At 35.0% G+C, this 25,416-nt stretch carries 34 protein-coding genes and 2 pseudogenes; 3 read left to right on the top strand and 33 right to left on the bottom strand.

Translation table 11 applies throughout. The features are described 5' to 3' along the window. Nucleotides 1–33 precede the first annotated feature (33 nt). The 21 genes and pseudogenes from MKY90_RS19140 to MKY90_RS19240 all read right to left on the bottom strand — a co-directional run. Nucleotides 34–2,436: pseudogene (locus tag MKY90_RS19140) on the bottom strand (DUF2207 domain-containing protein); the annotation flags it as partial. A gap of 260 nt (nucleotides 2,437–2,696) precedes the next feature. Then, nucleotides 2,697–3,905, bottom strand: a pseudogene (locus MKY90_RS19145) (DUF2207 domain-containing protein); the annotation flags it as partial. A 231-nt stretch (nucleotides 3,906–4,136) separates the two neighbouring features. Beyond that, nucleotides 4,137–4,499 carry a hypothetical protein gene (locus MKY90_RS19150; RefSeq protein WP_341092326.1) on the bottom strand — a complete coding sequence of 121 codons (363 nt, stop codon included), beginning with the start codon at nucleotides 4,497–4,499 and terminating at the stop codon, nucleotides 4,137–4,139. 6 nt (nucleotides 4,500–4,505) lie between these two features. After that, complete coding sequence (locus tag MKY90_RS19155) at nucleotides 4,506–5,099, bottom strand: major tail protein (protein WP_002088089.1); 594 nt, start codon at nucleotides 5,097–5,099, stop codon at nucleotides 4,506–4,508. Next, nucleotides 5,100–5,429, bottom strand: a complete 330-nt coding sequence (locus MKY90_RS19160) for a hypothetical protein (RefSeq protein ID WP_341092328.1) — start codon at nucleotides 5,427–5,429, stop codon at nucleotides 5,100–5,102. Next, entirely contained in the window at nucleotides 5,429–5,770 is a 342-nt protein-coding gene (locus MKY90_RS19165; protein ID WP_341092330.1) for an HK97 gp10 family phage protein, read from the bottom strand. Before MKY90_RS19165 ends, MKY90_RS19160 begins: the two co-directional genes overlap by 1 nt. Nucleotide 5,771: 1 nt before the next feature. Continuing rightward, nucleotides 5,772–6,125, bottom strand: a complete 354-nt coding sequence (locus tag MKY90_RS19170) for a phage head closure protein (RefSeq protein ID WP_341092332.1) — start codon at nucleotides 6,123–6,125, stop codon at nucleotides 5,772–5,774. Between the two features lies 1 nt (nucleotide 6,126). Next, a complete protein-coding gene (locus MKY90_RS19175) occupies nucleotides 6,127–6,420 on the bottom strand; it encodes a hypothetical protein (protein WP_341092334.1) in 294 nt (97 codons plus the stop codon). 5 nt (nucleotides 6,421–6,425) lie between these two features. After that, nucleotides 6,426–7,583: a phage major capsid protein gene (locus MKY90_RS19180; protein ID WP_079246092.1), complete on the bottom strand. Its 1,158-nt coding sequence runs from the start codon at nucleotides 7,581–7,583 to the stop codon at nucleotides 6,426–6,428. A gap of 3 nt (nucleotides 7,584–7,586) precedes the next feature. After that, nucleotides 7,587–8,321 (bottom strand): head maturation protease, ClpP-related, encoded by a 735-nt coding sequence (locus tag MKY90_RS19185; protein WP_341092337.1) that lies wholly within the window; start codon nucleotides 8,319–8,321, stop codon nucleotides 7,587–7,589. Then, entirely contained in the window at nucleotides 8,321–9,463 is a 1,143-nt protein-coding gene (locus MKY90_RS19190) for a phage portal protein (protein WP_445661551.1), read from the bottom strand. The genes MKY90_RS19185 and MKY90_RS19190 overlap by 1 nt, the downstream gene beginning before the upstream one ends. An 11-nt stretch (nucleotides 9,464–9,474) precedes the next feature. Next, nucleotides 9,475–11,142 (bottom strand): terminase TerL endonuclease subunit, encoded by a 1,668-nt coding sequence (locus MKY90_RS19195; protein ID WP_341092342.1) that lies wholly within the window; start codon nucleotides 11,140–11,142, stop codon nucleotides 9,475–9,477. Next, the gene (locus MKY90_RS19200; RefSeq protein ID WP_341092343.1) at nucleotides 11,139–11,450 is read right to left on the bottom strand and encodes a P27 family phage terminase small subunit; all 312 of its coding nucleotides are present in this window, start codon (nucleotides 11,448–11,450) and stop codon (nucleotides 11,139–11,141) included. Before MKY90_RS19200 ends, MKY90_RS19195 begins: the two co-directional genes overlap by 4 nt. Nucleotides 11,451–11,574: 124 nt before the next feature. Next, nucleotides 11,575–11,910 carry an HNH endonuclease gene (locus MKY90_RS19205; protein ID WP_341092345.1) on the bottom strand — a complete coding sequence of 112 codons (336 nt, stop codon included), beginning with the start codon at nucleotides 11,908–11,910 and terminating at the stop codon, nucleotides 11,575–11,577. After that, the gene (locus MKY90_RS19210) at nucleotides 11,907–12,137 is read right to left on the bottom strand and encodes a hypothetical protein (protein WP_341092348.1); all 231 of its coding nucleotides are present in this window, start codon (nucleotides 12,135–12,137) and stop codon (nucleotides 11,907–11,909) included. The genes MKY90_RS19205 and MKY90_RS19210 overlap by 4 nt, the downstream gene beginning before the upstream one ends. A 42-nt stretch (nucleotides 12,138–12,179) precedes the next feature. Then, nucleotides 12,180–12,608, bottom strand: coding sequence for a DUF2971 domain-containing protein (locus tag MKY90_RS19215; RefSeq protein ID WP_341092349.1), 429 nt, complete (start codon nucleotides 12,606–12,608; stop codon nucleotides 12,180–12,182). 35 nt (nucleotides 12,609–12,643) lie between these two features. Continuing rightward, nucleotides 12,644–12,916 (bottom strand): hypothetical protein, encoded by a 273-nt coding sequence (locus tag MKY90_RS19220; protein WP_341092351.1) that lies wholly within the window; start codon nucleotides 12,914–12,916, stop codon nucleotides 12,644–12,646. Between the two features lie 626 nt (nucleotides 12,917–13,542). Beyond that, nucleotides 13,543–14,532: a GTP pyrophosphokinase gene (locus tag MKY90_RS19225; protein ID WP_341092353.1), complete on the bottom strand. Its 990-nt coding sequence runs from the start codon at nucleotides 14,530–14,532 to the stop codon at nucleotides 13,543–13,545. A 325-nt stretch (nucleotides 14,533–14,857) separates the two neighbouring features. Continuing rightward, complete coding sequence (locus MKY90_RS19230; RefSeq protein ID WP_098167453.1) at nucleotides 14,858–15,139, bottom strand: hypothetical protein; 282 nt, start codon at nucleotides 15,137–15,139, stop codon at nucleotides 14,858–14,860. Between the two features lie 330 nt (nucleotides 15,140–15,469). Continuing rightward, complete coding sequence (locus MKY90_RS19235; RefSeq protein ID WP_098167452.1) at nucleotides 15,470–16,012, bottom strand: site-specific integrase; 543 nt, start codon at nucleotides 16,010–16,012, stop codon at nucleotides 15,470–15,472. After that, nucleotides 16,012–16,491, bottom strand: coding sequence for an ArpU family phage packaging/lysis transcriptional regulator (locus MKY90_RS19240; protein WP_088040028.1), 480 nt, complete (start codon nucleotides 16,489–16,491; stop codon nucleotides 16,012–16,014). The genes MKY90_RS19235 and MKY90_RS19240 overlap by 1 nt, the downstream gene beginning before the upstream one ends. 312 nt (nucleotides 16,492–16,803) lie before the next feature. Here MKY90_RS19240 and MKY90_RS19245 point away from each other — a divergent pair, with 312 nt between their 5' ends. Further along, a complete protein-coding gene (locus MKY90_RS19245; protein ID WP_255256099.1) occupies nucleotides 16,804–17,394 on the top strand; it encodes an excalibur calcium-binding domain-containing protein in 591 nt (196 codons plus the stop codon). Nucleotides 17,395–17,588: 194 nt separating this feature from the next. Here the strand turns inward: MKY90_RS19245 and MKY90_RS19250 are convergent, their stop codons facing one another. Then, complete coding sequence (locus MKY90_RS19250) at nucleotides 17,589–17,867, bottom strand: hypothetical protein (RefSeq protein WP_042516336.1); 279 nt, start codon at nucleotides 17,865–17,867, stop codon at nucleotides 17,589–17,591. Further along, nucleotides 17,864–18,994, bottom strand: a complete 1,131-nt coding sequence (locus MKY90_RS19255; protein ID WP_098167451.1) for a lipase family protein — start codon at nucleotides 18,992–18,994, stop codon at nucleotides 17,864–17,866. Before MKY90_RS19255 ends, MKY90_RS19250 begins: the two co-directional genes overlap by 4 nt. A 170-nt stretch (nucleotides 18,995–19,164) precedes the next feature. Here MKY90_RS19255 and MKY90_RS19260 point away from each other — a divergent pair, with 170 nt between their 5' ends. Together MKY90_RS19260 and MKY90_RS19265 are read left to right on the top strand one after the other, a co-directional pair. Beyond that, on the top strand, nucleotides 19,165–19,404 hold the full coding sequence (locus MKY90_RS19260) for a hypothetical protein (RefSeq protein ID WP_000063060.1): 240 nt from the start codon (nucleotides 19,165–19,167) through the stop codon (nucleotides 19,402–19,404). 178 nt (nucleotides 19,405–19,582) lie between these two features. Further along, entirely contained in the window at nucleotides 19,583–19,900 is a 318-nt protein-coding gene (locus MKY90_RS19265; RefSeq protein ID WP_098167450.1) for a hypothetical protein, read from the top strand. A 301-nt stretch (nucleotides 19,901–20,201) separates the two neighbouring features. Here MKY90_RS19265 and MKY90_RS19270 read toward each other — a convergent pair whose 3' ends face one another. The 10 genes from MKY90_RS19270 to MKY90_RS19315 all read right to left on the bottom strand — a co-directional run bounded on the left by MKY90_RS19270 (nucleotide 20,202) and on the right by MKY90_RS19315 (nucleotide 25,407). Continuing rightward, nucleotides 20,202–20,393: a DUF3954 domain-containing protein gene (locus tag MKY90_RS19270; RefSeq protein WP_098167449.1), complete on the bottom strand. Its 192-nt coding sequence runs from the start codon at nucleotides 20,391–20,393 to the stop codon at nucleotides 20,202–20,204. A 69-nt stretch (nucleotides 20,394–20,462) separates the two neighbouring features. Next, nucleotides 20,463–20,825 (bottom strand): cell division protein SepF, encoded by a 363-nt coding sequence (locus MKY90_RS19275; protein WP_098167448.1) that lies wholly within the window; start codon nucleotides 20,823–20,825, stop codon nucleotides 20,463–20,465. Further along, complete coding sequence (locus tag MKY90_RS19280; protein ID WP_016512402.1) at nucleotides 20,800–20,988, bottom strand: hypothetical protein; 189 nt, start codon at nucleotides 20,986–20,988, stop codon at nucleotides 20,800–20,802. The genes MKY90_RS19275 and MKY90_RS19280 overlap by 26 nt, the downstream gene beginning before the upstream one ends. A 2-nt stretch (nucleotides 20,989–20,990) precedes the next feature. Then, nucleotides 20,991–22,313 (bottom strand): replicative DNA helicase, encoded by a 1,323-nt coding sequence (gene dnaB / locus MKY90_RS19285; RefSeq protein WP_098167447.1) that lies wholly within the window; start codon nucleotides 22,311–22,313, stop codon nucleotides 20,991–20,993. Next, nucleotides 22,310–23,260: a DnaD domain-containing protein gene (locus MKY90_RS19290; protein ID WP_098167446.1), complete on the bottom strand. Its 951-nt coding sequence runs from the start codon at nucleotides 23,258–23,260 to the stop codon at nucleotides 22,310–22,312. Before MKY90_RS19290 ends, dnaB begins: the two co-directional genes overlap by 4 nt. A 278-nt stretch (nucleotides 23,261–23,538) precedes the next feature. Then, nucleotides 23,539–23,823 carry a hypothetical protein gene (locus MKY90_RS19295; protein ID WP_098167445.1) on the bottom strand — a complete coding sequence of 95 codons (285 nt, stop codon included), beginning with the start codon at nucleotides 23,821–23,823 and terminating at the stop codon, nucleotides 23,539–23,541. A 181-nt stretch (nucleotides 23,824–24,004) separates the two neighbouring features. Then, nucleotides 24,005–24,226, bottom strand: coding sequence for an RNA polymerase subunit sigma (locus tag MKY90_RS19300; RefSeq protein WP_098167444.1), 222 nt, complete (start codon nucleotides 24,224–24,226; stop codon nucleotides 24,005–24,007). Nucleotides 24,227–24,239: 13 nt separating this feature from the next. Beyond that, nucleotides 24,240–24,827, bottom strand: coding sequence for a sporulation sigma factor-processing peptidase (locus MKY90_RS19305; protein ID WP_098167443.1), 588 nt, complete (start codon nucleotides 24,825–24,827; stop codon nucleotides 24,240–24,242). Nucleotides 24,828–24,917: 90 nt separating this feature from the next. Then, nucleotides 24,918–25,166 (bottom strand): hypothetical protein, encoded by a 249-nt coding sequence (locus MKY90_RS19310; protein WP_071718869.1) that lies wholly within the window; start codon nucleotides 25,164–25,166, stop codon nucleotides 24,918–24,920. A 52-nt stretch (nucleotides 25,167–25,218) separates the two neighbouring features. Then, the gene (locus MKY90_RS19315; RefSeq protein WP_016092218.1) at nucleotides 25,219–25,407 is read right to left on the bottom strand and encodes a helix-turn-helix transcriptional regulator; all 189 of its coding nucleotides are present in this window, start codon (nucleotides 25,405–25,407) and stop codon (nucleotides 25,219–25,221) included. Nucleotides 25,408–25,416 lie beyond the last annotated feature (9 nt).

Genomic DNA, 25,416 nt, shown 5'->3' on the forward strand with positions numbered 1-25,416 from the left:
CTCTTTTCTTTATAAAATAAAAGAAACCCAAACCTAAAAGGCTGAGTTTCTTGCTGTTTCTCTATCTTGATACTCGGTTGTATATTTAAAAGTACCGCGCGCTACATCTCGTCCTTCCAAAATAACAGGAACTTCAATTACTAAATCACCACCTTGTGTTGGTAGAGCTCCATTAACACCAGATTGACCAGGCGAATAATTGAATGCTTGGTTTGTGGTGTTATTTGTCATAGCTTGTCTGCTATTTGACATACTTCCATACACACCACTCATAACAGTTTTTAATCCTGATAACTGGCTCATAGAACTATCCATCATGCGACTCATATCACCCATTAATTGACTCATAGATCCGGTAGTACCAATCATAGTTTTAGCAATGCCTTCACCAATAGATCCAAGTGTCTTTTTATTTAATGGCAAAACCGCTTCTGGTCCAGCTTCACCAGCACCCTGCAAGTTTCCACCATTCATTCCAAAGATAGTTGGTTTAGTGAAGATACCACCTTTCGCGCGCCAATCTATGTTGATTCCAGATGGATATTCAATATCTTTACCTAAAATATTTTTCGTGCCAGTCTGCAGACTAAAATGTGGCATTTTAGGCATTTCAGGTTTTGGGATTTTCAGTTTCAGATTTTCAAAGAATCCCTTGATTTTATCAATGAATCCCTTCACGCCATCAACTGCATCCCTTATTGGATCCATAATAAATCTTTTCGCTGCTTCAAATTTTTCTTGTGCTGCATTTTTTACAGCGTCAAATTTTTCTCTTGCTGAATTATATAAACTCTCGAATTTTTCTTTCGCTGCATTATAAGTCGAAATAATCGGATCAATGATATATTTATAAACTAACTGCCATGCTGTAAGTGTATAGGACTTTAACTTTTCCCAGTTCGCATTAATCCATGATACTAAATCTCCAAGCTTTTCTTTCGTCCAATTCCACAATTCTTGAACTGGTTGAATAACATACTGTTTGATTAAGTTCCAAGCTGCTAAAGTAAAGGATTTAATCTCTTCCCATTTTGAACTTAACCAAGAAACTAAATCACTAAACTTTTCTTTCACTAAGTCCCATGCTTCTTTTACTGGTTGAGTGATATATTGTTTAAATAAACCCCATCCAATTTGAGCGGCGGCCTTTGCTATCTCCCATTGTGTACTAAGCCAGTTAACTAAATCGCCAATTTTTGTACTTACCCAATCGTAAGCTTCTTGGATTGGTTGAATAATATATTGACATATTGCCGCCCAAGCAATTTGTACTCCCGCCTGAATAAGTAACCATCCTGCTTCTAAAATTGTTGAAATTGCTGAAATAATTGGATCTAAAACAGTAAGAATGGTATTCCACGTTTCTTGCCATGCTTGTGTTAGCATTCCCCACAATTCGGATGCCGTTGTAACTAAAGATGTCCACCAAGAGGAAGCCGTTTCAACAATTCCAGACCATAAGCTACTAAAGAATTCACCTATTGGATCAAAGAAACTATGCATCATTTCTGTGAATGAAGCCCACGCCCCAGAAAAGAATTCAACTATGGAATTCCATGTATCACTACATATCTGACCTATACCTGTCCATAAATCACTAAAAAATTGACCAATGGGATCAAAAAATGCATGCATTGTTTCTAAAAATGAAGCCCAAACTTCACTAGATAATTGAACTATACTGTCCCACAGTCCTATTAAGTATTCTTTAATAGAATTCCAGGTTTCTATTGTCCAATTTTTGATATCGTCCCAGTTTTTATAAATGGCTACACCTAAAGCAACTATAGCGGCTATGATAATAGGAACAATGGCAACTATTCCAGCCGCTACTGCCGCCCCGACTCCAAAAATGCTCATCACCGTTACAACTATAGGCGCAAGTGCCATAATTGCACCCGAAATTATACCAATGGCAGTTGCTACGGCTGCAAGTGTCGCTGCAAGTGCTGGATTATTAGTAACCCATTCAGCAAATTTAGATACCAGATCAGCTACAACTGATAACACTGGTTCTAGCGCCATCTTTAAATCACCTAAAGCCTTTTGCATTTTAACAGCTGGATTCGCATCCATTTTCTTTATTGAGTCATTCAATTGATCTTGATTATTTTTAAAATCAACTGTTTTTTCTTTTGCACCTAGCAATGTATTAATTATATTTTGGCCTTGGTCTTCGTACATCGTACCGAATAGTTTTGCACCTAATTCGTTTTTCTTCGTTTCATTTTCAACTTGTGATAATGCTAGAGCAATATCAGTCATAGCGGCTGAACCTTCTTTACCGCCATTAGCTACAGCTTGTCCCCATTTTTGCAATTGTTCAGCTGAGATATTAGTACCTTCAAGGGTTTCCTTCATAGCTTTATCGACACCTTGACCGAATTCAGCCGCTTTAATACGACCTTCTTTCAGTCCATCTAAGAGATTATCAATCATTTATATTCAACATGATTCGCAACGTCACGCCCGTTCTCTTATGAACTGCTATACGTCACCGCATAGATTAGACTATATCTTCAACTACTTGAGTTGCTCCCCATTTCGAGTGTCATTTGCTTACACCCTACGTCTTTCGACTAGTCGTTGCACGTTCCTTAATAAAAAGGCTTCGCTCAGTATTGTCTCTTTTGAGAGTTTCACTGAATTAAAGGAGTTTTTCATTGTATGTCGCCATACAAGGGAACTATAATCTAATTCCAGGTGCCCGTTTCAACCCCAGCTTCCATAATCGCTTGGACTTCTTCAGCATTGTAACCAGCACGAGTTAGCTGCCCTCCATACTCTGCTATAATGTCTAATTGTTCTGGTGGAAAACCTATTTTAAGTAAAGCGTTCGTCATACTAAGAGCGCCTTCTTGCGATATACCTAATTCACTTCCTATTTCATTAACCTCTTGTATTAATTCAGTAAAATCTATACCTTCATAGGATTGAGCTATTGCTGCTGCACCTTTAACAACAGCTGCATTCGCTTCATCACTTATACCTTTGTTTAACGACCATTGGCGACGTACACCTTCTAAAGATGCTTCTGCATCCACACCATAAGCAGTAATGCCCCTTACAGCTTCTTCAACTGACTTTTTTGAAGACTCTGGAACATCAAAAGTGATATCGATTTTTGTCTTTAACTTTGACATATCAAGTGCTTGTTCGATTGTTCCGGCAATACCGCCACCAGCTACCATAGCTCCAAGTACATTTTCTAAACCGATATCTAATTCTTTAAATTCTTTTTGTGTTCTTTGAGCTTCTTGTTGTAAATCTTTTAATTCATTTCGAACTTGTTGTATCGAGTTACCGTCGTCCACAGATCTGAGAGCACGTTGTAACTTTTCAATATCTGCTTCTGTCCCTAATGCTTCTCGGCCGATAATTCCAATTGCTTGCTCTAGCTGTCTACTTGTAGCCGTTCCACTTTTAATTGCATTCACAAGACGATTTCCTAACGCTCCTGCAAAATCATCAACACTTTTTCCTGTAGCTCTAAATAATGTTTCTAATTGTCTAGTTGAACTTGCTACATTTTCTTGCTCGGCTTTCATGCTTCCTAATTTATTTTTAAGACCATTAAGTGACCCTTCTGTAAATTCAATTTCACGCCTAAACGCTCGATATTGTTCTTCAGAAATCTTACCGTTTTGAAATTGGGCCTGTACTTGTTGTTCAGCAGCCTTTAACTTATCTAGTTTTTCAGTTGTATTCTCAATTTGTTGTGTTAATAATTTTTGTTTTTGCGCTAATGCTTCCACATTACCTGGATCAAATTTCAAAAGACGTTCTACATCTTTTAATTCTTTTGTTAGATCATTGCTTCGTTTATTAACATCTTTTAAAGCATTTTGTAAGCCGACTGTATTTCCATCAATTTCAACCGTGATACCTTTAATTCTTCCTGCCATATTCTCACCTCATTTCTTAGAAAGAATCGTAATCTTTTTGATTCGCTTTTCTTACTTTTTCTTTATCTGGATTTTCCATTTCAGCAAATTCAGCAATATAATCAAAGCAATCGCCAACGGTCATTTCTTCTAAATCGCCATGTGTTAACTTCGCTTTATAACAAAGAGCAAGGAACGTATCGGTTGTTAACTCTTCATCACCGAAAGTCCCTTGCTCTTCATCATTTTCTGTTATTTTTTTTTTGCTCCCATAGTGACTTGGATTAACTCCATAATTTCCGGCATGATTTCTTCCATAGGGAATTCTTCAAAGCCATCTAGCCACACCATAGGGTCGGGAATGCTTGGATCAGCTGTTTTAGCGTATAACCAAGTCAAATCATAAATAAGCTCAAAATCCACTTTACTTATATCAAAATTAGACATATCAATAGGTTGTTGTGATCCATCTGGTGAAGTTAATGCATTAATTGCTCCTAACCCCATCATATCTGCAAACAAATTGCGTCTAAATTGTGCTTTATAACGTTTAACCGTTGCTGCTGTGCTCTTTAATCGGACTTGTTTACCGTCTATAGTAATTGTCTTTTCCATTTATAATTACGCTCCTTTTGGTGCTGCTGGTGTTTTTACATATACTTTTTTGTACCAGTCGTTATAAATTGCTTGTGTTGTTTTAGCAGTTGTTTTTGTTTTAACCATCGGTCTTCCACCAGGCGCTAGAACAATTGGACTAGAAACAAACTTCAATTCATTTGTATTTGGTTCAGCAGAACTTGTTTTTGTTTTAGATGCAATTGTTGGGCGACTTGCTGAACAGTTATACATAACATGTCGAGTTGCGTTCACATCACCATCAAACTCAAATAATAATGCGAATGGTTTTCCTTTTGCATCAGCCAATTCGTTTAATACGCCGTCTGTTTCGTCTAATTCCTCACCAAGTGCATCAATAGCAAATTGCTCTGGGATAGTAGCAATATTTAATGCTCCATCGTAACCTTGGTTATTACTTGCCGCGTAATAAAGCATGTCATCTGCATAGAATTCAATTAAATCACCGCGTGGCTCAAAAGTTAGTTCAACTCCACCAGGTAATGGAATTGGCGTCCCGAATTTAACTAAAAAATCCTTAGTATCTAATGGTACATAATGTACATTTTTTAAACCGAATGTTACCTTGTTTTCATTCATTTATAACAACCTCGTTTCATATATTTTTTGAAATAGTTTTTCAGTTTCAATAAAAGTCCCATATGATTCATAAGGAATCTCATGATCATCTAGTACTTGTTCTAATTTGGCTTCAGCAACTAAATCTTTTTTAATTGTATAAAGCTCTATATTTAAATCATTTATCTTGTGATAAACCTTGTTATCAGCCATGAGATTCGCTGAACCATCCACAAGAAAACAAATATAAGGTGGCGCTGGAACTGGATTAGTTGGTGTTGCTGTGAAATGCGAATAAGCCACAGGATAACCTATAGCTTCAAGAATTTTTGTTAATTCACCTAATGTCATTATTCAAGCGCCCTTTCAATACGTCTTGGCAATTCATCGTTTATATATTCTTCAACAGGACGAATATGCACTTGCGCTGGTACTCGACCGCCACCAACTTTCGCATGTCCATTTTCTAAAAGATGTGTTAGTTGTCCTTGTGTATTATGAAGGACAACGCCCTTACCTTCTTTTTTCTTGCGCCATCCTTTACGATAAGCACCTGTTTTTTTAGGACTACCTTGCTTTAATTTACCAACAGCAATATCTCCTACTTCATCGATCTCATTTTCCAATTTTTCTTCCACAACATTCGCATATCTTTGTAGTTCTCTAGCAAGTTCACTCGCAAAATCATTCATATTAAGTATGCTCCTTTGCGATAATGGTCAATGTTTGATACATTTCATCATCATTCATTGGTGGCTCAATGATATCAAATATACGACCTTTCATATTAATTCGCATTTCTTCCGTAATACCAGAAGTATAAGGAATTACAAAACGATAAACCCGTGTAGCCTGTGAAGCGGAAGCTTCAATGTACTCGGAGCCTTTCACCGTTTTTATCATCGACCAGGCTTTTTTAACTTCCTTCCAATCATCTGTTTCAATTACTTGGTTTAATTCATCTTTTATTACTACAGGCTGTTCAATAATAATTCGATGCCTAAAATCACCTGTATTCAGTGGTTTTTTGTACTGAAAAGGACGCATTTTAATCACCGTCCAGTTTGATTTCTTCTAAAGCTTTTTGAATGCCAAAACTATTAATTTCCGTTAAAAAATTCTCAGTAAAATACTCTAGTGCATCATTATAAACATAGCGAGATCGTTCAAAAACTAATTCTTTGAACGTCTCGTCTTCGTTTATGTCATATGATCCACAATCTTTTATTAAAGCTTTATTAGATGCAGAAAGGATGCGTCTTAGGTTATCGTCTTCATCGTCGCCTAATCGCATCCTATCTTTGAATTGCTGCAATATTTCATTTGAAATTACTGTATCCATTCACATCACCCTTGAGCTGGTGGAGTTGGTGCTTCTTCAAGTTTTAATGTGTAAACTTGAGATGTATATTTATCCTTCGGCTTACCTGTAGCGTATTGTTTAGCGATGTAAAGTGTCGCATCCTCTAAAGCTAATGTTTCTTCATATTTTTTAATTGGTTCAGTTCCGCCCATCGCTGCAATATACTCTCCTTTAACAAAAAACAGGACCTTACCTTGAGGGACAAACACTGATTCTGTAGGAGTTGGATTGAAAGGTAAGCTTGTCACATACACTCCAGCCGCATTTTGAATTGTTGCATTTGCTTGGATATCAAAAGTATCAAACGGATTTGTTACCATAACTACTTTCCCAGCAATATTTTTTGGTCTGTCTGCATCAGTTTTACCATCAGGATTTAGCTTTTTAGCCAGTAATTTAACAACGCCTTTTAATTCATTGATTGTTTTGCGACCTGGTTCAAACGTTAAAGTCCCTGCTGTTTTTTTATCTGGATATACTCCTCCAACAACACTTCCACTTGGATCTTTTAACAATCCAATAGGTTCATCTTTACCTGTACCAATTACGAATCCACGTTCTAAACCTACAGACATAGCTTCTGAAATCATTGTACGAACATAGCGTTCCACCCACACTGGACCAAGTTTAAGCATGTCATTTGCCAATGGGATAAATGCCGTTAATTTAAGTTGAGAGATAGACTCTTTTCGGAATGTAGCATTTAGTTGTCCTTTAATATCACCGAATAATGGTCCCCATACAGCTGCCCCTTCTGGATCTCCATAGATAAATTCTGTCACAGCACCTAAGTTTTCTAATCCGATATGTTCTAACAACGGATGACCTTGAACTAAATCATCAAAAATTCGTTCTTGTGTTGTCTTAGGTAATGTTTCAGTATCTTTAAATCCACCATCTTGAACGACTGCATTAAAGAATTTCATTTCCTCACTCGTTAATACGTTAGAACCACGAGACTGCATAATAGAACGGTCTACAATAGATTCATTGACTTGATTCAAGATATCCGAACGAACATCTGTAGCGAGTGCTTCAATCATGGAATTTAAAGCCGCTGTTTGTTCTTCTGGTGTTCCTTCCTGCGTTGCTTTCGCAAAAGCTAGTTTTTTCTCTTCAAAGTTATTAAATTTAATTACCATAATTTATTTTCCTCCTAAATTTAAAAAGAGCGTACTCAGATTCTGTTTTGTTTTAACAGGCTCTTGAATAGGCTCTTTTGGTTTTTGATTATTTGGCTGTTTCGTATACTTAGCTACTAAATCTTCTTTAAAATTTTCTACAACTTCCTCTTCTTGCGTATCATCTATTTCGATTTCATCAGCAATTTCATCAGCTAAACCAAGAGCAACTGCTTCCTCTGCTGTTAGCCAAGTTTCATCTTTTAAAAGCTGTTTTAATTCTTCGTCTGTTCCAACAAAACGTTTTTTATAAGATGCCGCTAAAGCCGAATCGATTTTTCGTAAATCTCTTGCTGTTTTTTCAAAAAGATCTGCATTTCCATATTCAATGGTACTAGCTTGATGAATCATCATCATGGTATTACTAGGCATGATAATTTTATCGCCAGCCATCGCAATTACAGACGCGGCACTAGCGGCCCAACCATCAATATGAACTATAATTTCGGCATCATGCTGCTTTAACAGATTGCAAATTGCTACACCATCAAATGCGGAACCTCCACCCGAATTAATATGAACGTGAATTTTTTCTGCTTTTACATCTTGGATTTTTCTTCTTACAGCTTCAGCGTTATTTTCACTAAACCATCCACCGATTGATCCATAAACGGTTAATTTGTACTCATTCTCACCTTTAGCTTCAAAGCGAATATCTCGTTTTAAATTTAAAAGCTTATTCATGTTCAAATGTTCCATCATTTATCACCTCCTTCAGATTCATTTAGTTTCGTATAGTTCTTCGTAATATGATGGATATTTAAGTTTGGATCATCAGAACCTTCATAATCTACTTCTGAACGAATCTCATTTCCTGTAAATGCACTTGAAGAAATGAGTTTATCAATACTTGTTGCAAGGTCAAATATACTCTGATAAGAAACAGCTTTAACTTCAATCTTTTGTCCTGAAAGATATTCATTCATTTCAAAGAATTTAACATTCGCTTCATCAGATAGCTTTTTTAATAATGGCCTTACTGTAAAAAGCATGTAATTTTTCGTTTGCTTCTCTACATCAGCCATTTCGCCATATAACAAAGCTGTTGGAATACCAATAGCCATTGCTACTTGATTTAAAAAACCATTGGTTACTTTGTTGATTTCTTCCACACTAGGACCATTCGCAACCCCATTATATATTTCGTTATAATTAATACCCTTTTGTTGTGGAACAATAGCGATATCTTTCGTACCAATTGCTTTATACATATTGTCAATAAACTCTTGTAACTTGGCTATCTGTTCTTCTGTTTTAGCACCGATAATATCCATATCAACTGTTCCACGAACTTGATTCTTACGTTTTTGAGAGTTTAATAGCCTACCGAATAAGTCCCCGTAATCTGCAAATAATCCATCAATAAGTGGAGACAATTTATCATTCCGATACTTTAAATGAATGACTTCGCTTTGCTTAAAACTTCTCTTAAACGTATAATCCTTTACTATTACCTCGGTAAAAGTATCTTCAAACACAGCATATTCGTTATGTTGAAATCCATCAGCAATAAGTAAATCACCATCATCTGCTTGTATAACTAAACACTCATTATCATAAATAAGTTTGCGAATAAATCTTTCCCAGAAGGTGCTGGCCGTCATGTTTTTGTTCGGTCTAACGTTTAATCGATAATAAAGCTCATTCTTCTCAAATGCTTTACCGTTTCTTACTCTGAATTCAGATTGACTAATCGTTCTTCCTAAAAATGATACGCATGTATCAATTGCTAATCGTTTCATATGAACCCTGTTTGCTGTATCAGCAATCAAATCCAGATCAACCATAAATTCTAACTCTTTATTTCTTTTGAATACTGAACCTAACCATCCAATGGTCATCACCCCCTTTATTAGAATTTGATATCGCTTAGTATAAAGTCGGTTGCTTCTTGTATCTCGTCCGCTCGATAAAGAGCATGAACGAAACATTGGAATCCATCAGTCTTTCTACGAACCGGCTCTTTCTTTTCGTATATTTTATTACCATCACCTTTGATAACAACCAGCACGTTTTGCGTATACCAACGCATTAGCGGATTATCATCAAACATAATTTGTTTATTTGCGAACGCCATTTCAATACGAGGTGCTAGTAAACTATGAATTGCTTTTGGATTCCTTATAACTTCTATTTCAAAACCTTCCGCAACTAATAAAGGCCTTATTGCTTCCATACGGAAATTATCCGCTATAATCTTTTTAATTCCGTATTGCTCGCGCATTTCTACAAACCAATCAACAATGTGTTGAGGGTTAATAGTCGGTTCATCCACAACCGTTAGTAGTCCTTGTTCTTCCCATTCTTTTATTGGAGCAAATTTCTGTTTTTTAAACTCACCTGCTTTTTTAGAATATCCATAATAGATATCAACAAATTCCTTTCGGACAAAGGAATGCGTTTTAAAAATGTACTCACCATTTTGTCTAAATAAAAGGCCACATGCTGCAAAATCTCTAATACTCGCAAAGTCTAATGCTCCTATACATTCTTGAGCATACAAATTAGGGAATGGACGATTTGTAGCAAGAATTTCTGACCACTTTGCAACAGAACGTTCTAAATTTGTAACTGGTAAATTCATACGCTTCGTCATGAACTCTTCTCGGTTACTCGGATCATCTTCTAAATCTTCGTATTCTTCCTTGATTGTTTCAAGCAATCCTTCAGCATACTCACTTAAAGGATGCGATAACATAGGGTTTGCCATTTCCCAATTATCCGAATCATCAACTTCTTTTTCATCATTCAATTTACAAATGAATGGAAATATAGCGTTTGGACGGGCTTCACCGTTTAAAACCTTCATCGCTTTTTCTTTTTGCTTATCTAAGAAACCATCACGTACATATCCATCTGTTCCAATATAAAATTCTCGTGGGTTTTTCTTTTTCCCCAAACCGCTGATATGGACTCGAACATCTTTATTGCTTTCATATTGATGTATTTCATCAAATACAACCGCACCATCACGCAAGCCATCTTTTGTATCTCCGTTTGATGTCCTAAACTTCAATATACTTCCTGTTGCTTTAGAAACGGTTTGAGTTAATGTTGTTTTAAATGCTCGTTGCAATATTTCATTTCGTTTAACGCATTTATGAACTTCATCAGGACTTGTTTTCGCCTGTTCTTCACTGTTTGCAACAACGGAAATGTTATACTCCGGAATACCATGCATTTCACTAATTAAAAAGTGAATGATGACTGATATTAATCCGTTTTTACCACCACCACGTCCAAGCATCCATAGGAATTTACGATAAAATACGCGACCATTTTTCTTGTAAAATAAAAAGACGAATGCTATTAAGAATTTCTGAAAAGATTGTAATGGAAAGTACCACTTCTCACCAAAGCGGATACACTTCTCAATCATTTCATCATCAAAATATAAATCGTCTCTGTTCAAAACATGTTTTTCTAGATATTCAATTAACAGTTCTCTTTCTTTGTTGAACTTTATTTTTCCGCTTCTATAAAGTTCAATGTATTCCTCAACATACTTTTGCCTAATCATATTAAATCACTTGGACTATATCCCGAATTAGTAGCACCAACTTTAGGAGCAAACTTTATATCTCTTCCTAACGCAATTAAAGAACTGTTAATTTTATTCCTCTCACTTATAAGAGGGTGGGCTTTAACAAAAACTTGAGAACCGTTTTTTATTGTTACAGACTCCCCTTCTTTATTGATAGTTTTATTTATTTTTCTAAATGCTTTAACAAGATCAATGTATCGTTCTACCTTTTCAACTTCGACTAAATCTGCAATATCAATACTGTTCATAAGCTGTTCTTTTAACCTTACAATACTAACAGCCATCTACCCACCCCCCTTACGTGCGTAATTTTGAAAAAAACCTGACAGTTAACCCCCTCCTCCGGTGCCCCTTAGAGCATTTTTTGATGAAATTTTTTAAGGGGGGGATGTTATTGTTGATTCTTTTTTACCACTTTTCATCGTTTTCCCATTTGTTCGGTTTCTTTTCAAAGAATCTTCCATGTTCTTTATTATGGCAATCCACGCAGACTGTTTCGAGATTGTCCATTTCTAACGCAAGTTCTGGATGATGTTCCAGTTCTTTTTTATGATGGACAACGAGCTGAATCTTCTTACGTTTTGCACTCTCACTGTATTCATCGGTGTCTGTTTGAACACGACCGTTACGCTTACACTCTTGGCATTCATAGTTGTCACGCTTCTTTACTTGTTCTCGTATTCTCTTCCATTCAACACTGTCATAGAACTTACGCTTCTGTTGTTTGGTTTTGTATTCATTCATCGTTTGTCCATTACCAAGAACTCATCCATTGTTTTATCGAGCAAACTAATCATTGCTTCTCTTCTTTGCTTTGGCGTTGTGTTGTCTTCCATTGCATTAAAGACTAGAATTGCACTTTCTAATTTCTGTTTATCGATACGTTCGTTGACAAGATTTTGTCCAAGCAATGGAATTAATGTACCAATCGCAACTGCTTGTTCTTGCTTGGTTAATTTGGTCAGATCCATCCTTCATCCTCCTCCAAAATAAAAAGCACCCAAATGGATGCTTTAATATGTAACCTCATATAATTGGGATTTTATAATTTCTTTTTCTAATCCATACTTTTTGCAAACTGATCTAACTAATTCTTCAAACCATTTAGGAGAATTAGGTGAAACATAAATATTCTCAATTAAAGTCTCTATGTTACATTCAATTAGAGTGCCAAATTCAACTGGTGAATCTTCATGCACATTAATAACACCTGGTTCCTCATACTTGTTTGGCACAGTATATACCGCTCGAATTTCACGTTCATGCTCAAAGGATTTTCTTTTATATGTATATGGTGCGTATATATTTTCACTAGGGATTAATTGATCATAATAGTCTATATAATTCACTTCCCCTAGATAAACTACCTTATCTGTTACATTTAAACTATTTTTAAAATTCAATACTGTTGATTGAATAGCAATTCCATCACCATTTTTCAAGTATAAATCCCACATAGCGGCTGATTCATAATTATTCATATGCCAACGTTTATCGTTGTATGTTTTCTATGCCAAGCGTTTATCAATTCCATCTGTTTACGATGATCATATTCACCTTTATTACCAACCGTCCACCATCCCTTGTTCGCTCTAGGAAATAATCCCTCAAAAGGATCATCAAACTTATCTGATCTGACAAAAAATAGAGACTGTGTATCTAACAAATTCATAAATTTAGTAAAATCCATATAACGCCAAATTTTCATATCATCCCTCGGTGTATTAAAACATATGTGTGGCTCAAACATATCACTTCCCCCTTTTAATTTATGATAATTGATAGACCCTTATTTTACCATAAATTAAACCCAAAAATCTTATTATGCCGCTTATGGATCTACAAACTATACAAGCTCTATTAGAAACAAAAAAACGAGATATTAATGCATCAACTGTATATATAAATTTCCCTTCCAAAATAAAAAGCACCCGAATGGATGCTTTGTTATCAATTATTTGTTTGTACTTCAATTACGGTAAATGAAGTTTTATTCTTCTTCCAATCACCTAATGTAGTTACAACAATATGTTTGTACATTATTAAGTAACTGGAAGAAGAGCAAAAGCTCTCCTTAATAACGCTAGCATTCAATCGTTACCATCTGCTGGTTTCGGATTTTATGTGCCGTCATAATGAAACCGTTTAGACATACGTGTAAAGAAATTTATATGAGTTGTGTTTTCCGCCACTTCTCACAATACAAATATAACACGATAATTCCAAAACAAACGGCACACTTTCTGCCAAAAAGCGGTCACGACTCTGCCACATTTCTAATTTTCCACTTTCGTTTCCATCTCATTTTCTTTTTCAGCAAAAGAGCATTCTTCAAAGGAAGAATGCTCAGCTAATCTCTCATTACTTAATGACACTTCAATTTTTGTATCGTTTTCTTAACTCTTCCCTAATTAACACGTCATTTCCTGAAAAATATGGTTTTCTACTATTCCAATACTCATCATGAGTTAAATCCAGCAGGAATCTTATTAAACCTACTTGAGCCCATCCTTCTGATGAAAGATTTATATGTTCTGCGGCTTCTCTTTCTATGTTTTCACATTCCTCTTTACCATATCTATCTAACATACTTTCTAAATCATCGAAGGTAATCTTGTGTTTCAATAATTCATCTAATAAATCGCCAGTATGTTCTTCAGATATTAGTCTTTCACCACAATTTAAATCTAAAAATGCTTGTAGCGTATCAGCATTCATTTCTTGTTGTGTATCAAATTCAGTTGGATTCTCAGGAAGAGAATTTTTGTATACTTCTTCTTTTTTGTCCCTTAAGGCTTCAAATTGCTCATCAGCAAGTTCAAACAATGCACTAAGTTGATAAAATTTTCTCTGTATAACTTTAGGTATATGCTCTTTTTTCTTATACTGTAACTTATGTTCAATGTCTGCCCATGCATGCATTAAAATTGTCCTTACCTGTATTTCAGCTTTTACATCTTTTAAATTTCGAAAACTTGGTACAGACAGCCATTCTTCTTTTACCGAAACAACGAAATGATAAGATCTATAACCAAACCTGTCTATTTCTTTATCAGATTTGTCCTCAGAGTGATGAACAATAAATTCATTATTAATAACCTCACCAATTTTTTCGATATCGCTTGGAAAGAAGCAGATTACTCTCATACCACAAAAGTCCTCATTATCATTTAAAGGATTTTGATATTCCTTTCTCACTATCTTATCTAAAAAAGAATTGTACTCTTTTATTCGATAATTAACATCTAAGAAACTAATACCAGCATCTTTCAATAAAATTTTCAAGGAACTTTGTAAGTTCTCACCCAAATTTTTATATTTTTCACAATGTTTATCATATGTTTTTTCAGAAATCTCAAACTTCATTCCTATACCATCCTCATTATCTAGTTTCACATATTTACTTACCATATCTTACTAATTCCTTAAGTTTATAATATATTAATCTACATGTCATCATAATTACAATTGACTTACCCATATCTTATATTGTGTGTAACTGACCCTATCGTGAAATCTCTTGGTACCATTGATTTCATTTAACTTTCTCTTTTGAGTTACACAGTACAAAAATTATGAGTAACTGTATAGGGATACCACCAACATTTTGCAAAATAACCTACGCTATGTGGAAAAATAAAATAAGCTGCCCATACGGACAGCTTATTTACATAATTATCGTTATTGGCAGTTACTCTTTTATATTAATATTGGCTAATTGTTGCTTTAAATCCCAATGTTTTGGTTTCTCCTTAGTATCTAGCCAAGGAGATCCTTCTTGAAGCCAATTCTTACGATATGTTTCAATAGTCCATACAATTTCTTCATCGTCATGTCCTGGTTGAAAAGCACAACAAGCACATATTAGACTTACATCGGGGATTCCTTTTTCATTATAGAGTGGTCCCGGTAACTGATCGTAGCCACAAACTAAACAAACATATTTTTTCTTTATAAACTTTTTAAACAACATTCTAAACAGAATATTCTCCTCCTTGTATATCATTTTATTCCGTTATAGCTTTCATAAGACCCTATTTAAAAAACAGTGAATATCGTATGCATGTAAGGTTAACATAACGTCCTATTATCGGTAGCAATGAAAAGAGGAAACCGTACGTTCACCAAGGAACCTTCTTTTTTTGTTCTATGGATCTATGCATTTTTTTATACATTCCTATCCTAGCGCGGTTTTAGGGTTCTTGTTTGTTACTGGAACTGTATAAAATCTTGCATACTCTTAGCTTAGTTTTTTTTCCAAAATGCTGCAATAACCCTAGATTTAAAAAGAAATAAGCAATGATTAGATTTTAAACCTAGTCATTGCTTTATCCATTGCATCTTGGTTTACACCTATATAGCGTAACGTGACCTTCTCTGATGAGTGATTGAATATCTCCATGAGTAATGCTATGTTTTTCGTTTGCATGTACATGTGATACCCGTATGTTTTTCTTAACGTATGTGTTCCTATTTCATCTAACCCGAACTCTGCCGCTGCTCCGCTTAATATCTTATATGCCATGCTACGACCAATTGGACGATTCTTACCTTGTCTGCTTTGCACTAAATACTCATTGTCTTCTCTTTCTATAATAAACCATTTAAGTTCTCTTTTCAGTGCTGCAGTAATTTGTATTCGTTTCTGTTTCCCTGTTTTCTTTTCCCGCATAGATATATGACTGCCTTTAACATCCTCTACTTTCAATTTCAAAACATCTGAGATTCTGAGGCCTGTATTAATACCCATAATGAAGAGAATGTAATTACGTAAGCTCTTTTCCTTAAAATACTCTTTTAACTGCTGTATTTGCTCTGGATCACGTATTGGTTGAACAAAATTCATTATTCATTACCTCCAGTTTCTTCTGCCTCATATACTTCTAATCTAAGAGCAAAAGCTAAATTATAAAACGCTCTAGACTTCCAACGGCGATAAGTACGTTCAGCCATTCCAATTTCGTTATAAATCATATAATCACATATGTCTTCTTCTTCTAAATAACGCTTATTAATGATATCCCTCTGAATCTTTCCCGCACGCCCATTACCTAAACGACTTAAAAACTGATCAATGCAGAATGACATATTTTTAAGATATTGTTCACGTTCACTACGCTTTATATTTTCTAAAGCTACATCTTCTAATGGATTTCCCACTGTATTTGTAGGGCCATGATATCTCACTTCATATGAAGGAGTGACTTTCATTTCTTCTCGAACCATTCCGAACTGTTTGTAAATACGCACTTCTTCAAGAAGACCCTCTAATTTCTCCTGTGTTGCTGTGCGATCAATTTTAGATAAGAAAGTTAATTGATTCATATATATACGCTCCTTGTCTGTTTGGCTAATAATATACAAAAAGCGGACACCAAACTACAGAGCAATATCCCTAATGCTCTTTGTAGTTCAGTGTCCGCTGGTTCTTCCAGTAGGACTAAATATTTAATTGCTATTATTATATCATTTTCTTATTTATTTTTAACTTTTTAAAGAGTTTATTTAATAACTTGAAAACCACATCTATATTCCATAACATTACTTTTTATGGAATATTTTTCTGATTTACTTATCGAATGCTTACAAATAAAATTGATTAGTACTAATTGATTAAATTATTAATGGGGGAACAAAATGAAAGAAAAGGAATTTAAGGATTTTATAAAAGTACTAAAATTATTGCTTATAGTGGGCTGTGTTTATGCATTTATGCTTATATTAGAATGCATTGTGAGTTCAATTTGGAACCTCTTATTACTTCTTGCAATTATTCTCGTAATATTATGGTGCTATTATAGAAAGAAAAAAGAAAAAACATATATCAAAGGAATCCTTATACTAATAATACTAATTTTGTTGGCAGTTTGGTCTATTGGCCCCTGTGTTTACCAACGACACATTGCTCAAATGGAAAAAACAGAGTTAGAAGAAAAACAAAGAGAAATTGAAGGTAACCAGTACATAAAGAAAATGGAAGAAGATGCGAAGAAAGCTCAAGATGAAGCAAAGGAAGAATCTGCAAAAAGAAAAGCGGAAGAAGACAAATCTAAGAACAGCGAAAAAGAGAAAAACTCATCTACTCCAAATTACAATTTTAAAGAAGATAGGGATTGTCCCGATTTTAGGAATGCTTCTGAAGCAACTGAATTTATGAAGAAATCAAAGGCAGCTGGATTTGGAGACCATCGTTTGGATAGAAATGGAGACGGCATTGCTTGTAATTAAGGGATAGTAAGAATTATTTTTAGGAATGCGGATTTGAATTGTTTCAATATTTTTTTCTGAAAAAGTACTTTATTTTACTAAAAGGTGGTTATGGAAACAACCGCCTTTTTATTTATGACAAAATGAAATTCCTATAAAAATTTCATTTTAAAGCAAAACTATAGAGCCTTTCGGCTCTGAATATTTTCATATATTCATTTATAACTCCTGTCTACTGCTTTAATAAGCTCCCAATCATCTCTCAACCTCTTTTTCTTTGTTTCAATTTCATTCACAGAGTGATTTAGTTCTTTTCGTAAATACTCCAAATCCTCAATCGCTTTCTTTCCAGCTCCATTTTGCGACCAACCTGCTTGTATAAGATTATAAATATCATTTACTCTCTCTTGATTTTTATTTATATCTATAATCAAATTTGTTAAACGCCCTAATGCTGCTTCTATATGTTCCTCATTAAAATACATTTGTCTCATTTTTTTAACCACTCAAATCCTTGAAAATTTTCATCTGCTGCCTTATATTCATCGGCTTTTCTCTTAATAAAAGCTGATACTTCCCCGGCTTTTGTCGCATATACTCTACTGGTTTGATCTAAGCAATGATACAATTCTTCAATCCTTCTCTCCAGACGTTGACTCTTAGTTGAACTAAGATGCTGCATTACTTCTGAAACTACTCGTGGTATCTGATTTTGAAATTCTTCCGCACTTTGTTGCATTTTTTTTGCTGATTCTTCTAAGTATTCCATGACTATCTTGATTTCACCATGCTGTATTGAATATCTGGGAGACTTATATAATTTGTGACCCGTGTTTACGTCTACTAACATGGAATTATTAATATTACCGAAACTATCAAAGTGATAATTTCCTAGACCGTGATAATCCTTTGCTCCTATTGAATCTAAAAACCTATCAATTTGATGCATCCCATAGTCATTATTTGCTGTTTTAAAATCAGAATTGACCATATAGGTATCACCAATATGTGTTTTATCTTCTCTTAGAGCACCACCAGAAATTGAATCTTTCGGATTAATATAATTAGTTATTTGTCCTTTATATTCTCCTGCATCTACTTTTTTCTTTATGTCCTTTGGAAGCATATCATAAATGCCAGGGGCACTGTAAGTAACAGCAGGTACACCGCATATTGCACTAGCAAATTGAGCATTGGCACCACCTAAAGAATGTCCTGTAGTTGAAATTTTCGCACCCTGATATTCATTTTTTACTATTTCTAAAAGTGATACTGATTGTGTAAACTGGTTAGCTGCTATTACTTGACTTTTATCATACGGATTTATTTTCTCACCATCTTGTATCGGATTCTTACCCATTAATATATATTTTGCATCAGTTAAAAAATCAGGCACCGATCTATCTAATGATTCTTTCCCTTCCGTTCCTCTATAAGCAACAACAATTTCTTTAGTTGTTTCATTTTGAAAAACAACTGCATCGAAACCTGTTTCAGGGTCATGCAATTTTGCGCCTTTTGGGTGTATTGGCTTCCAACCGGCAATGTCTATTTTATCTTCTTTTTGATATGCAGCCTCAGATAATTTATTATAAGTTGAATCTGATATAGTAGTAGTCAACCCTTCTCCCTCTTTCCTTAATCCCATTCATTTGGTAATATAAGTATAATAATAGCGGGAGGTGAATTGCAATCAAAAAATCACTAAAAATTACAATAATTATCAGTGTAATTCTTGTCGGTATGGCTTCTTGCGCAGTTATAAAATTCATACATACAGCAAATCCTTTAATGTCAATGACTCCCCAAGAAAAGCAAGAAATTAAAAATAAAGCAAACAAAGCTACGATTGAATATTTTAAGAAAGAAAAAAATATTGATGTTACTATTACAGATACTGAATTTTCAAGTGAATTGGGCGGATTAAAACTTTTTGTTAACGGATATATTTCTAATGATAAAAATAAAACTTTTTCTGTTGTAGTATCTTCTACCAATGATTACGAAGTAAGAGAACTTTCCTCACCATAAAAAAGAGACCTAGATTTGATACGCTCCCCTTATAGCAGACAGTAAAAAGAAATCACCTTGATCTGTTTACTATGGAGGGGAGTTTTCTATGAAAAAAGAAACCTATGTGATTTCAGATAGCCACCTAAACAGGGATGTCCAAGCTTCAAAACCGAATGAAAAATAGAGGTGGTAAGAAATGAAAAAACTCCTTTTAATAACGTTATTGGTTATTTTAGGTTTAGGTTCGTGCACTATTTATCAAATTTATAAGGCTACCCACCCTTATAGTGAAAAAGAAAAAAATGAAATGAAAGAAAAAGCATCACAAGCCGCTATCGAGTATTTTAAAAAGGAGAAAAATTGGGATATTACAGTGACAAAAGTAGAATTTTCTACAGATATCTCTCGTAGTAGGCTTGAGGTATCTGGCTATATATCTGGTGACAAAAAGAAGAAGGTTTCTGCAAGTATAGATTACAGTAATGATTATACAGTTGGTAGTATAGGTTATTAACATTACAAATTGACTTTTTTCTCTAATAGCATTTTCACCCTCTATAATATCAAATACATAGACAAAACCCAGATAAAGATTATAGTTAAACTTTGTCTGGGCCTTGTGTTTCATACTCTCCCATTCATTCAATTGCTTTACAATCAAAATAAACAATTATTCCCTCTACTTCATATCAATTCGCATGAACCTTTTCACAGTCCTATCACCCTCGCAAATTAAAACATACTTTTTTGAAAATAAAGAACTCATAAATTCAGCCCCATGTTCCCTATAAATCTCGATCTTTTCTAAAATAATATTAAATTAATCTCGTCTTCCTCTCATCCATACGAGTTACTTTTCCACTTTTATATACAAAGGACTGTTCACCATGACCACTTGTAGGCGGCTCAATCGGATGTACTTGTCCGTCTTTAACGACATAAATCATATTTTCAACAAGCGAAATTTCCGCTCTCATTTCTGCAATATCTTCTTTAATAATCACCACATTCACCACTCCCATGATATAATTACTTTGTCAAAAGTAGTCGGGAGTATTCTCGGCTTTTTTATTTGCTTATAAATACTGCACAACATTCTCTGGAACAAATGATTGTTCCAAGGATAGATGAAGCCGTATTGGAATCGGCTCTTTGCTATCCCTTGCTCGCTTACATATCTCTTCAGCTTCTTCCCAATCAAACTGTTTATCCTCCACTCGCTTATAACGCCAAATCCCAATTGTATAATCCTCAAATAATTCGTAACACTCATCAGGCGCTGTCGTTGGTTTTAATTCATCAATCGCTTTGGCTTGACGTGGTATTTGTACAACAACGTCAGCAAAACGTAGTTTAGAATTTAACCGATGAACATGAGCTTTCTTAGAATCAAATGACACAACTGGTTCAACATCAAAGATTGTTAGCTGCTTTGTCATCGCTTGTTCCCTCCAACACCTGCAAACTTGCTATTAAAATCCCTTCAAGCTGCGTTAACGTTAGTTGATCTAATGTTTGTCCGTTAATTTCAGCTAATCCTAATCCCAATAATTTACGAATAATTGCTAGTTTTCTACGTTCTACTTCTTGCCGTAACAACATGATTAAGCCTCCTGTTGATGATTGAACTTACGCTCTAAATTTACAAACTTACTAAATTCTTTAATGAATGCTAGTTCAACTACACCAACTGGGCCATTTCTCTGTTTCGCTAAAATGATTTCTGTTATGTTTTTATTCTCTGTTTCACGGTCGTAATAATCTTCACGATATAAGAATGCAATCAAGTCCGCATCTTGCTCAATTTGACCATTCTCACGTAAATCTGATAGTAACGGGCGTTTATCCTGTCTGCTCTCAACAGCACGACTTAATTGTGATAGAGCAACTACACATACATTTAGTTCTCGTGCCATAAGTTTCAACTTGCGACTAATCTCCCCAATCTCCTGCATGCGGTTTCCTCTATGCTTCGGATCACCTACAATAAGCTGCAAGTAATCAATTGCGACTAGCACCTTTTTATCAGGATACTTACGCTTTAATTTCCTAGTCTTTGCGTAAATCTCTTGCATCGTTACATTTGCTTTATCGTAAATTTCTAATGGTAAATCATTTATCAAGCCCATAGCCTGACTAATCTTTTCCCAATCTTTTAAATTACATAGCTTTTTAGGGTTCTTTAATTTCGTAGCATCTATATTCCCAGTACTTGAGATCATACGCTTAAGTAACTGTTCTTCGCCCATCTCTAGAGAAAAGACCCCTGTTGCTGTATGAGCGCTTGCTGCATGGAATGCAATGTTTAATACAAATGCTGTTTTCCCCATCGAAGGGCGGGCACCGATAATAATTAAATCACCTTCTTGCAATCCTGCGGTCATTCTGTTTAAGTCGTCATAACCAGTTGGTATACCGGTTAAATCCCCTACATCAATTTGCATGTTCTTATACAGATCGACTAAGGTTTCCTTTAGGTTAAATTCATCTGAATAACCCGTCTCCTCAATGGCGCTTAATTCATCAATCGATGTACTAATAGCGCTCATATCTCTTTCATGCTGAAGACGATTATATAAATTACCAGCAACCTCTTGAGCATGTCGCATCTTCCAAGCTTCAATCACTAAACCTTCATGATACGAGAAGTTTTTAGTTGTTGTTACAACTTCTGTCAGGTTTACAAAGAATTCAATTCCGCCAATCTGATTCATAAAGCTTTCATCGAATTTCCCCATGAGAGCGACAAGGTCTATTGGAACCTCAGCATCCTCCAACTCTCTCATCGCTTTAAAAATCACTTGGTGTGTTGATAAAGAAAACTGTTTTTCCTTTAGCTGGCAATCTTTAATTAAATCACCTTCTTGGATTATGCTACCTAAAACACTTTGTTCAGCTTCTACATTACGAATCATATCGTTACTCATTTGGCCAACCACGCATTCTGTTGGTTAAGTACTGCAAGTTCTTCTTCTGTTGGGATGTTCTGCTCCCATGCTTGTTGCTGCTGTATTACGTTTTTAGTAGATTCCGATAGACCTTTTTGTTGATCAGGTGCTTGTGTTTGTTGCTGCGATTTTGTTAATCGTTGAGCACGAAATGCTTTATCAGCTGCCTCAACATCAGTTACTGTTTTAAAGCCTTTAAGATGCCAATCTCTTAAAATCGTATTTACGTAAGACATGTTTCTCGTATTCTTCTCTAAAGCAATCTCCATAGCCTTAATAACTAGCTCTGCATTTAAATCATCTATCCAAGCATAAATACCATCTGCGATAAAAGGTGTAATAAATCCGAAGTTTTGTTCGTAAAAAGAAATTGGATTAACCTCACCAACTTCTTTCGCGCCTGCGCGTTCGTCTTGTTGTTGTTCTTTTTCTTCTTCTTTTTCTTTTTCTTCTTCCTTGCTAGGGTCTTGGAAGCCCCTTATAAGACCCTCCAAACGGACTGATAAATACTCCTTAATACGAGGAATTTTAAAATCTTGTTCTCGTTCTAATTGCAAACATGTTTCATAGAAATCAGCTAAAAAATCTTGGTCCTTCACAGATTGAATCTCTTTTAAAACACACTTTTCAATGTTTACATTTTTAATCGGATTGAATTTCAACCAGTTGATTAAAAACAACTCTTTTGTTTTTTGGTTGTAATTAATTTTTCCGTACTCAGCAAAACGTTCTAGTAGCTTCATAACAGTTTCACGATTGTATCCTGTATCAGTTTCAATAATACGAAGTGGAAGCTCATAGATTCCTGATTGAGACGTCTTACTGTTTGTCATCAAATATAAGTAGAAATACTTCTCCTCCGGTGTAAGATCTAAAACAAATGAATCCTGCCAAAATGAAACGTGTACTGGTCTATAAACTGCCATATTATTCATCCTCCCGTTTACATATCGCGAATCCGTCCTCTACACGTAATAAGCGATAATTCTTGTATCCTATTTTGAGATATTGTTTTACTAAGTAAATTAGGTGTTGCTCTGATGTTGCTTGTTGAAACACTTTAGGGTTCAGCAACACTCTATGTGATGATTTGTTTAAAAGCATACGGCACACTCCGTTGTTATACGAATGCTAATTTGATATAATTAATACTAAGATCTTTGCAAGACCATTTATCTATCACTCTGCCAAGTGATAGACTTTTTTATTTTCTACGTGTTACTAACGAAGCGTTAACTCCTCTTGCTCTTAAATCTTTAATCACTACACGATAACTCATCGATGCCTCATGTTCCTCTTTTGTATCACGAAGCATTTTAAATTCCCTCATACATCGCTCCAGCTCTTCTTCCCAGTGATTTGATTCTTCGGTTGATTCTGCATTAAACATGTTATGAATACATGCAGCCATACAGTTATGAAGTTTATTAGCGAATGAGAAATCCCCTGGAAGAACTAGATCATGAAGACGATTGTTTTTATCATTCATGAATGACATCTCCTTTCTAATTAAATTGATGCTGTACGCATCGTTACAACCAGAAAGGAACATTGTAGGGGGTATGGGAGGAACAATCCCTTTCTGGTCATAACGACAAGCACAGTGGCTTGTCCAAATGATTTATATAATGTTATAATTGCTTTACGATATTTTTCAGAGCTACTGTTGTCTAGGCGGTAGCTTTTTTATTTGCCCATTTATGTTTCAAAATGAATGACGCTTCAATAATCTTGATTCGAATCCCCAACAATTTCTTCTCTTGCTTTAACTCCACTGTTTTTAAATCCTCATTAAGTAATTCTGCTATTTTAATTTCACCAGTTAGTTTTGCATCATAACGAATTAATTCCTTATATTCTCTTAGACTCGGTTTCTTATAATCTACTGTCATTTTTCTTCCCCCTTTACAGCACCTTTGTTAAATTCATTAAACTATCCACCGATTGAATAATAACGTTCTCCGCCATAGCCTTTTGCAACCAACTTCTTTGTATTTGTTCCATAATGCCAAAATGAACTTGCTCAAGAGCTTGTACTACACATTGAGTAGCTTGGATTGTATCGAAGATTTCTTTTGCATGAACTGCGTATTCATGTTTCTTTTTTTCATCAAGCTTCCATGACCTTGTTGCGACTTGTAAGTTCATGATTTCCTTCGCTGCTATAATCCCCTCTTCAGCTTGTTTAATGTAGTTCATCAATTGTAGATTTACATCTTGAGTTAAACGTGGATCTGTAGGCGGTAACCCAACACCATAAATATGTTTAATCGCTTGTTGATTCAACTTTGCTCCTGTTGCATGGCACCAATCCATCGCAAGCTCAAATTCTGGTTTAGAAAGTCCAGATTCAATACGAGTTAAGCGTTCATGTGTAATGCCAAGGTACCTAGATAGTCCTTTCTTCGTTTTCAGCTGAACATTTTCACAACATTCTCTAGCATTCTGTAATAATTCCCCTATTGCTGAATTGCAGTATATGCTTGTTCCCATATCTGTTCGCCTCCATATTTAGTTTTCAAATGGTTACAATGAATTTAGTACATATATAACTTGTCTATTTTTCATGTAAAAAGAGAGGAACTATTCCTCAATGTTTTCTTTCACTTGCATTTCTTTGATAATGGCCCAACCAGCCTTGTAATATGCTTGAAGGAGTTTATCAATATCCTTTTGCGATTTTGGCTCAGGAGCCACAACATGGACTTTCGTTTTTCCGAATTCATAAGTCGCCGCATATTCTTCTTGTTGGCTCATGGTGTCACCTCTTGAAGTGCTTTTTATATGTTTATGCGACTGATCTGTTGGTACTGCCATGTTAGTTGATGGCATTTTCTCACCTACTTCCTAGTCAAAAAGTATAAGATTCTTGTACTCACATACATCAAATTAAATCTTTTACATCACACCCAAGAATAGCAGCCAACCTTATAGCTTTTTCAAGATTTGGATTACTATAGCCATTTTCCCAATTACTTATTGTAGATTTTGTAACTTGCATTCTACCTGCAAGATCTTGTTGCGTTAACTTACTTTCTTTCCTGGATCTAATTAACTTGATATTTTTGTTCACTGTCTCGCT

It is taken from the genome of Bacillus sp. FSL P2-0099 (assembly GCF_038007445.1).
GTDB classification, from domain to species: domain Bacteria; phylum Bacillota; class Bacilli; order Bacillales; family Bacillaceae_G; genus Bacillus_A; species Bacillus_A mycoides.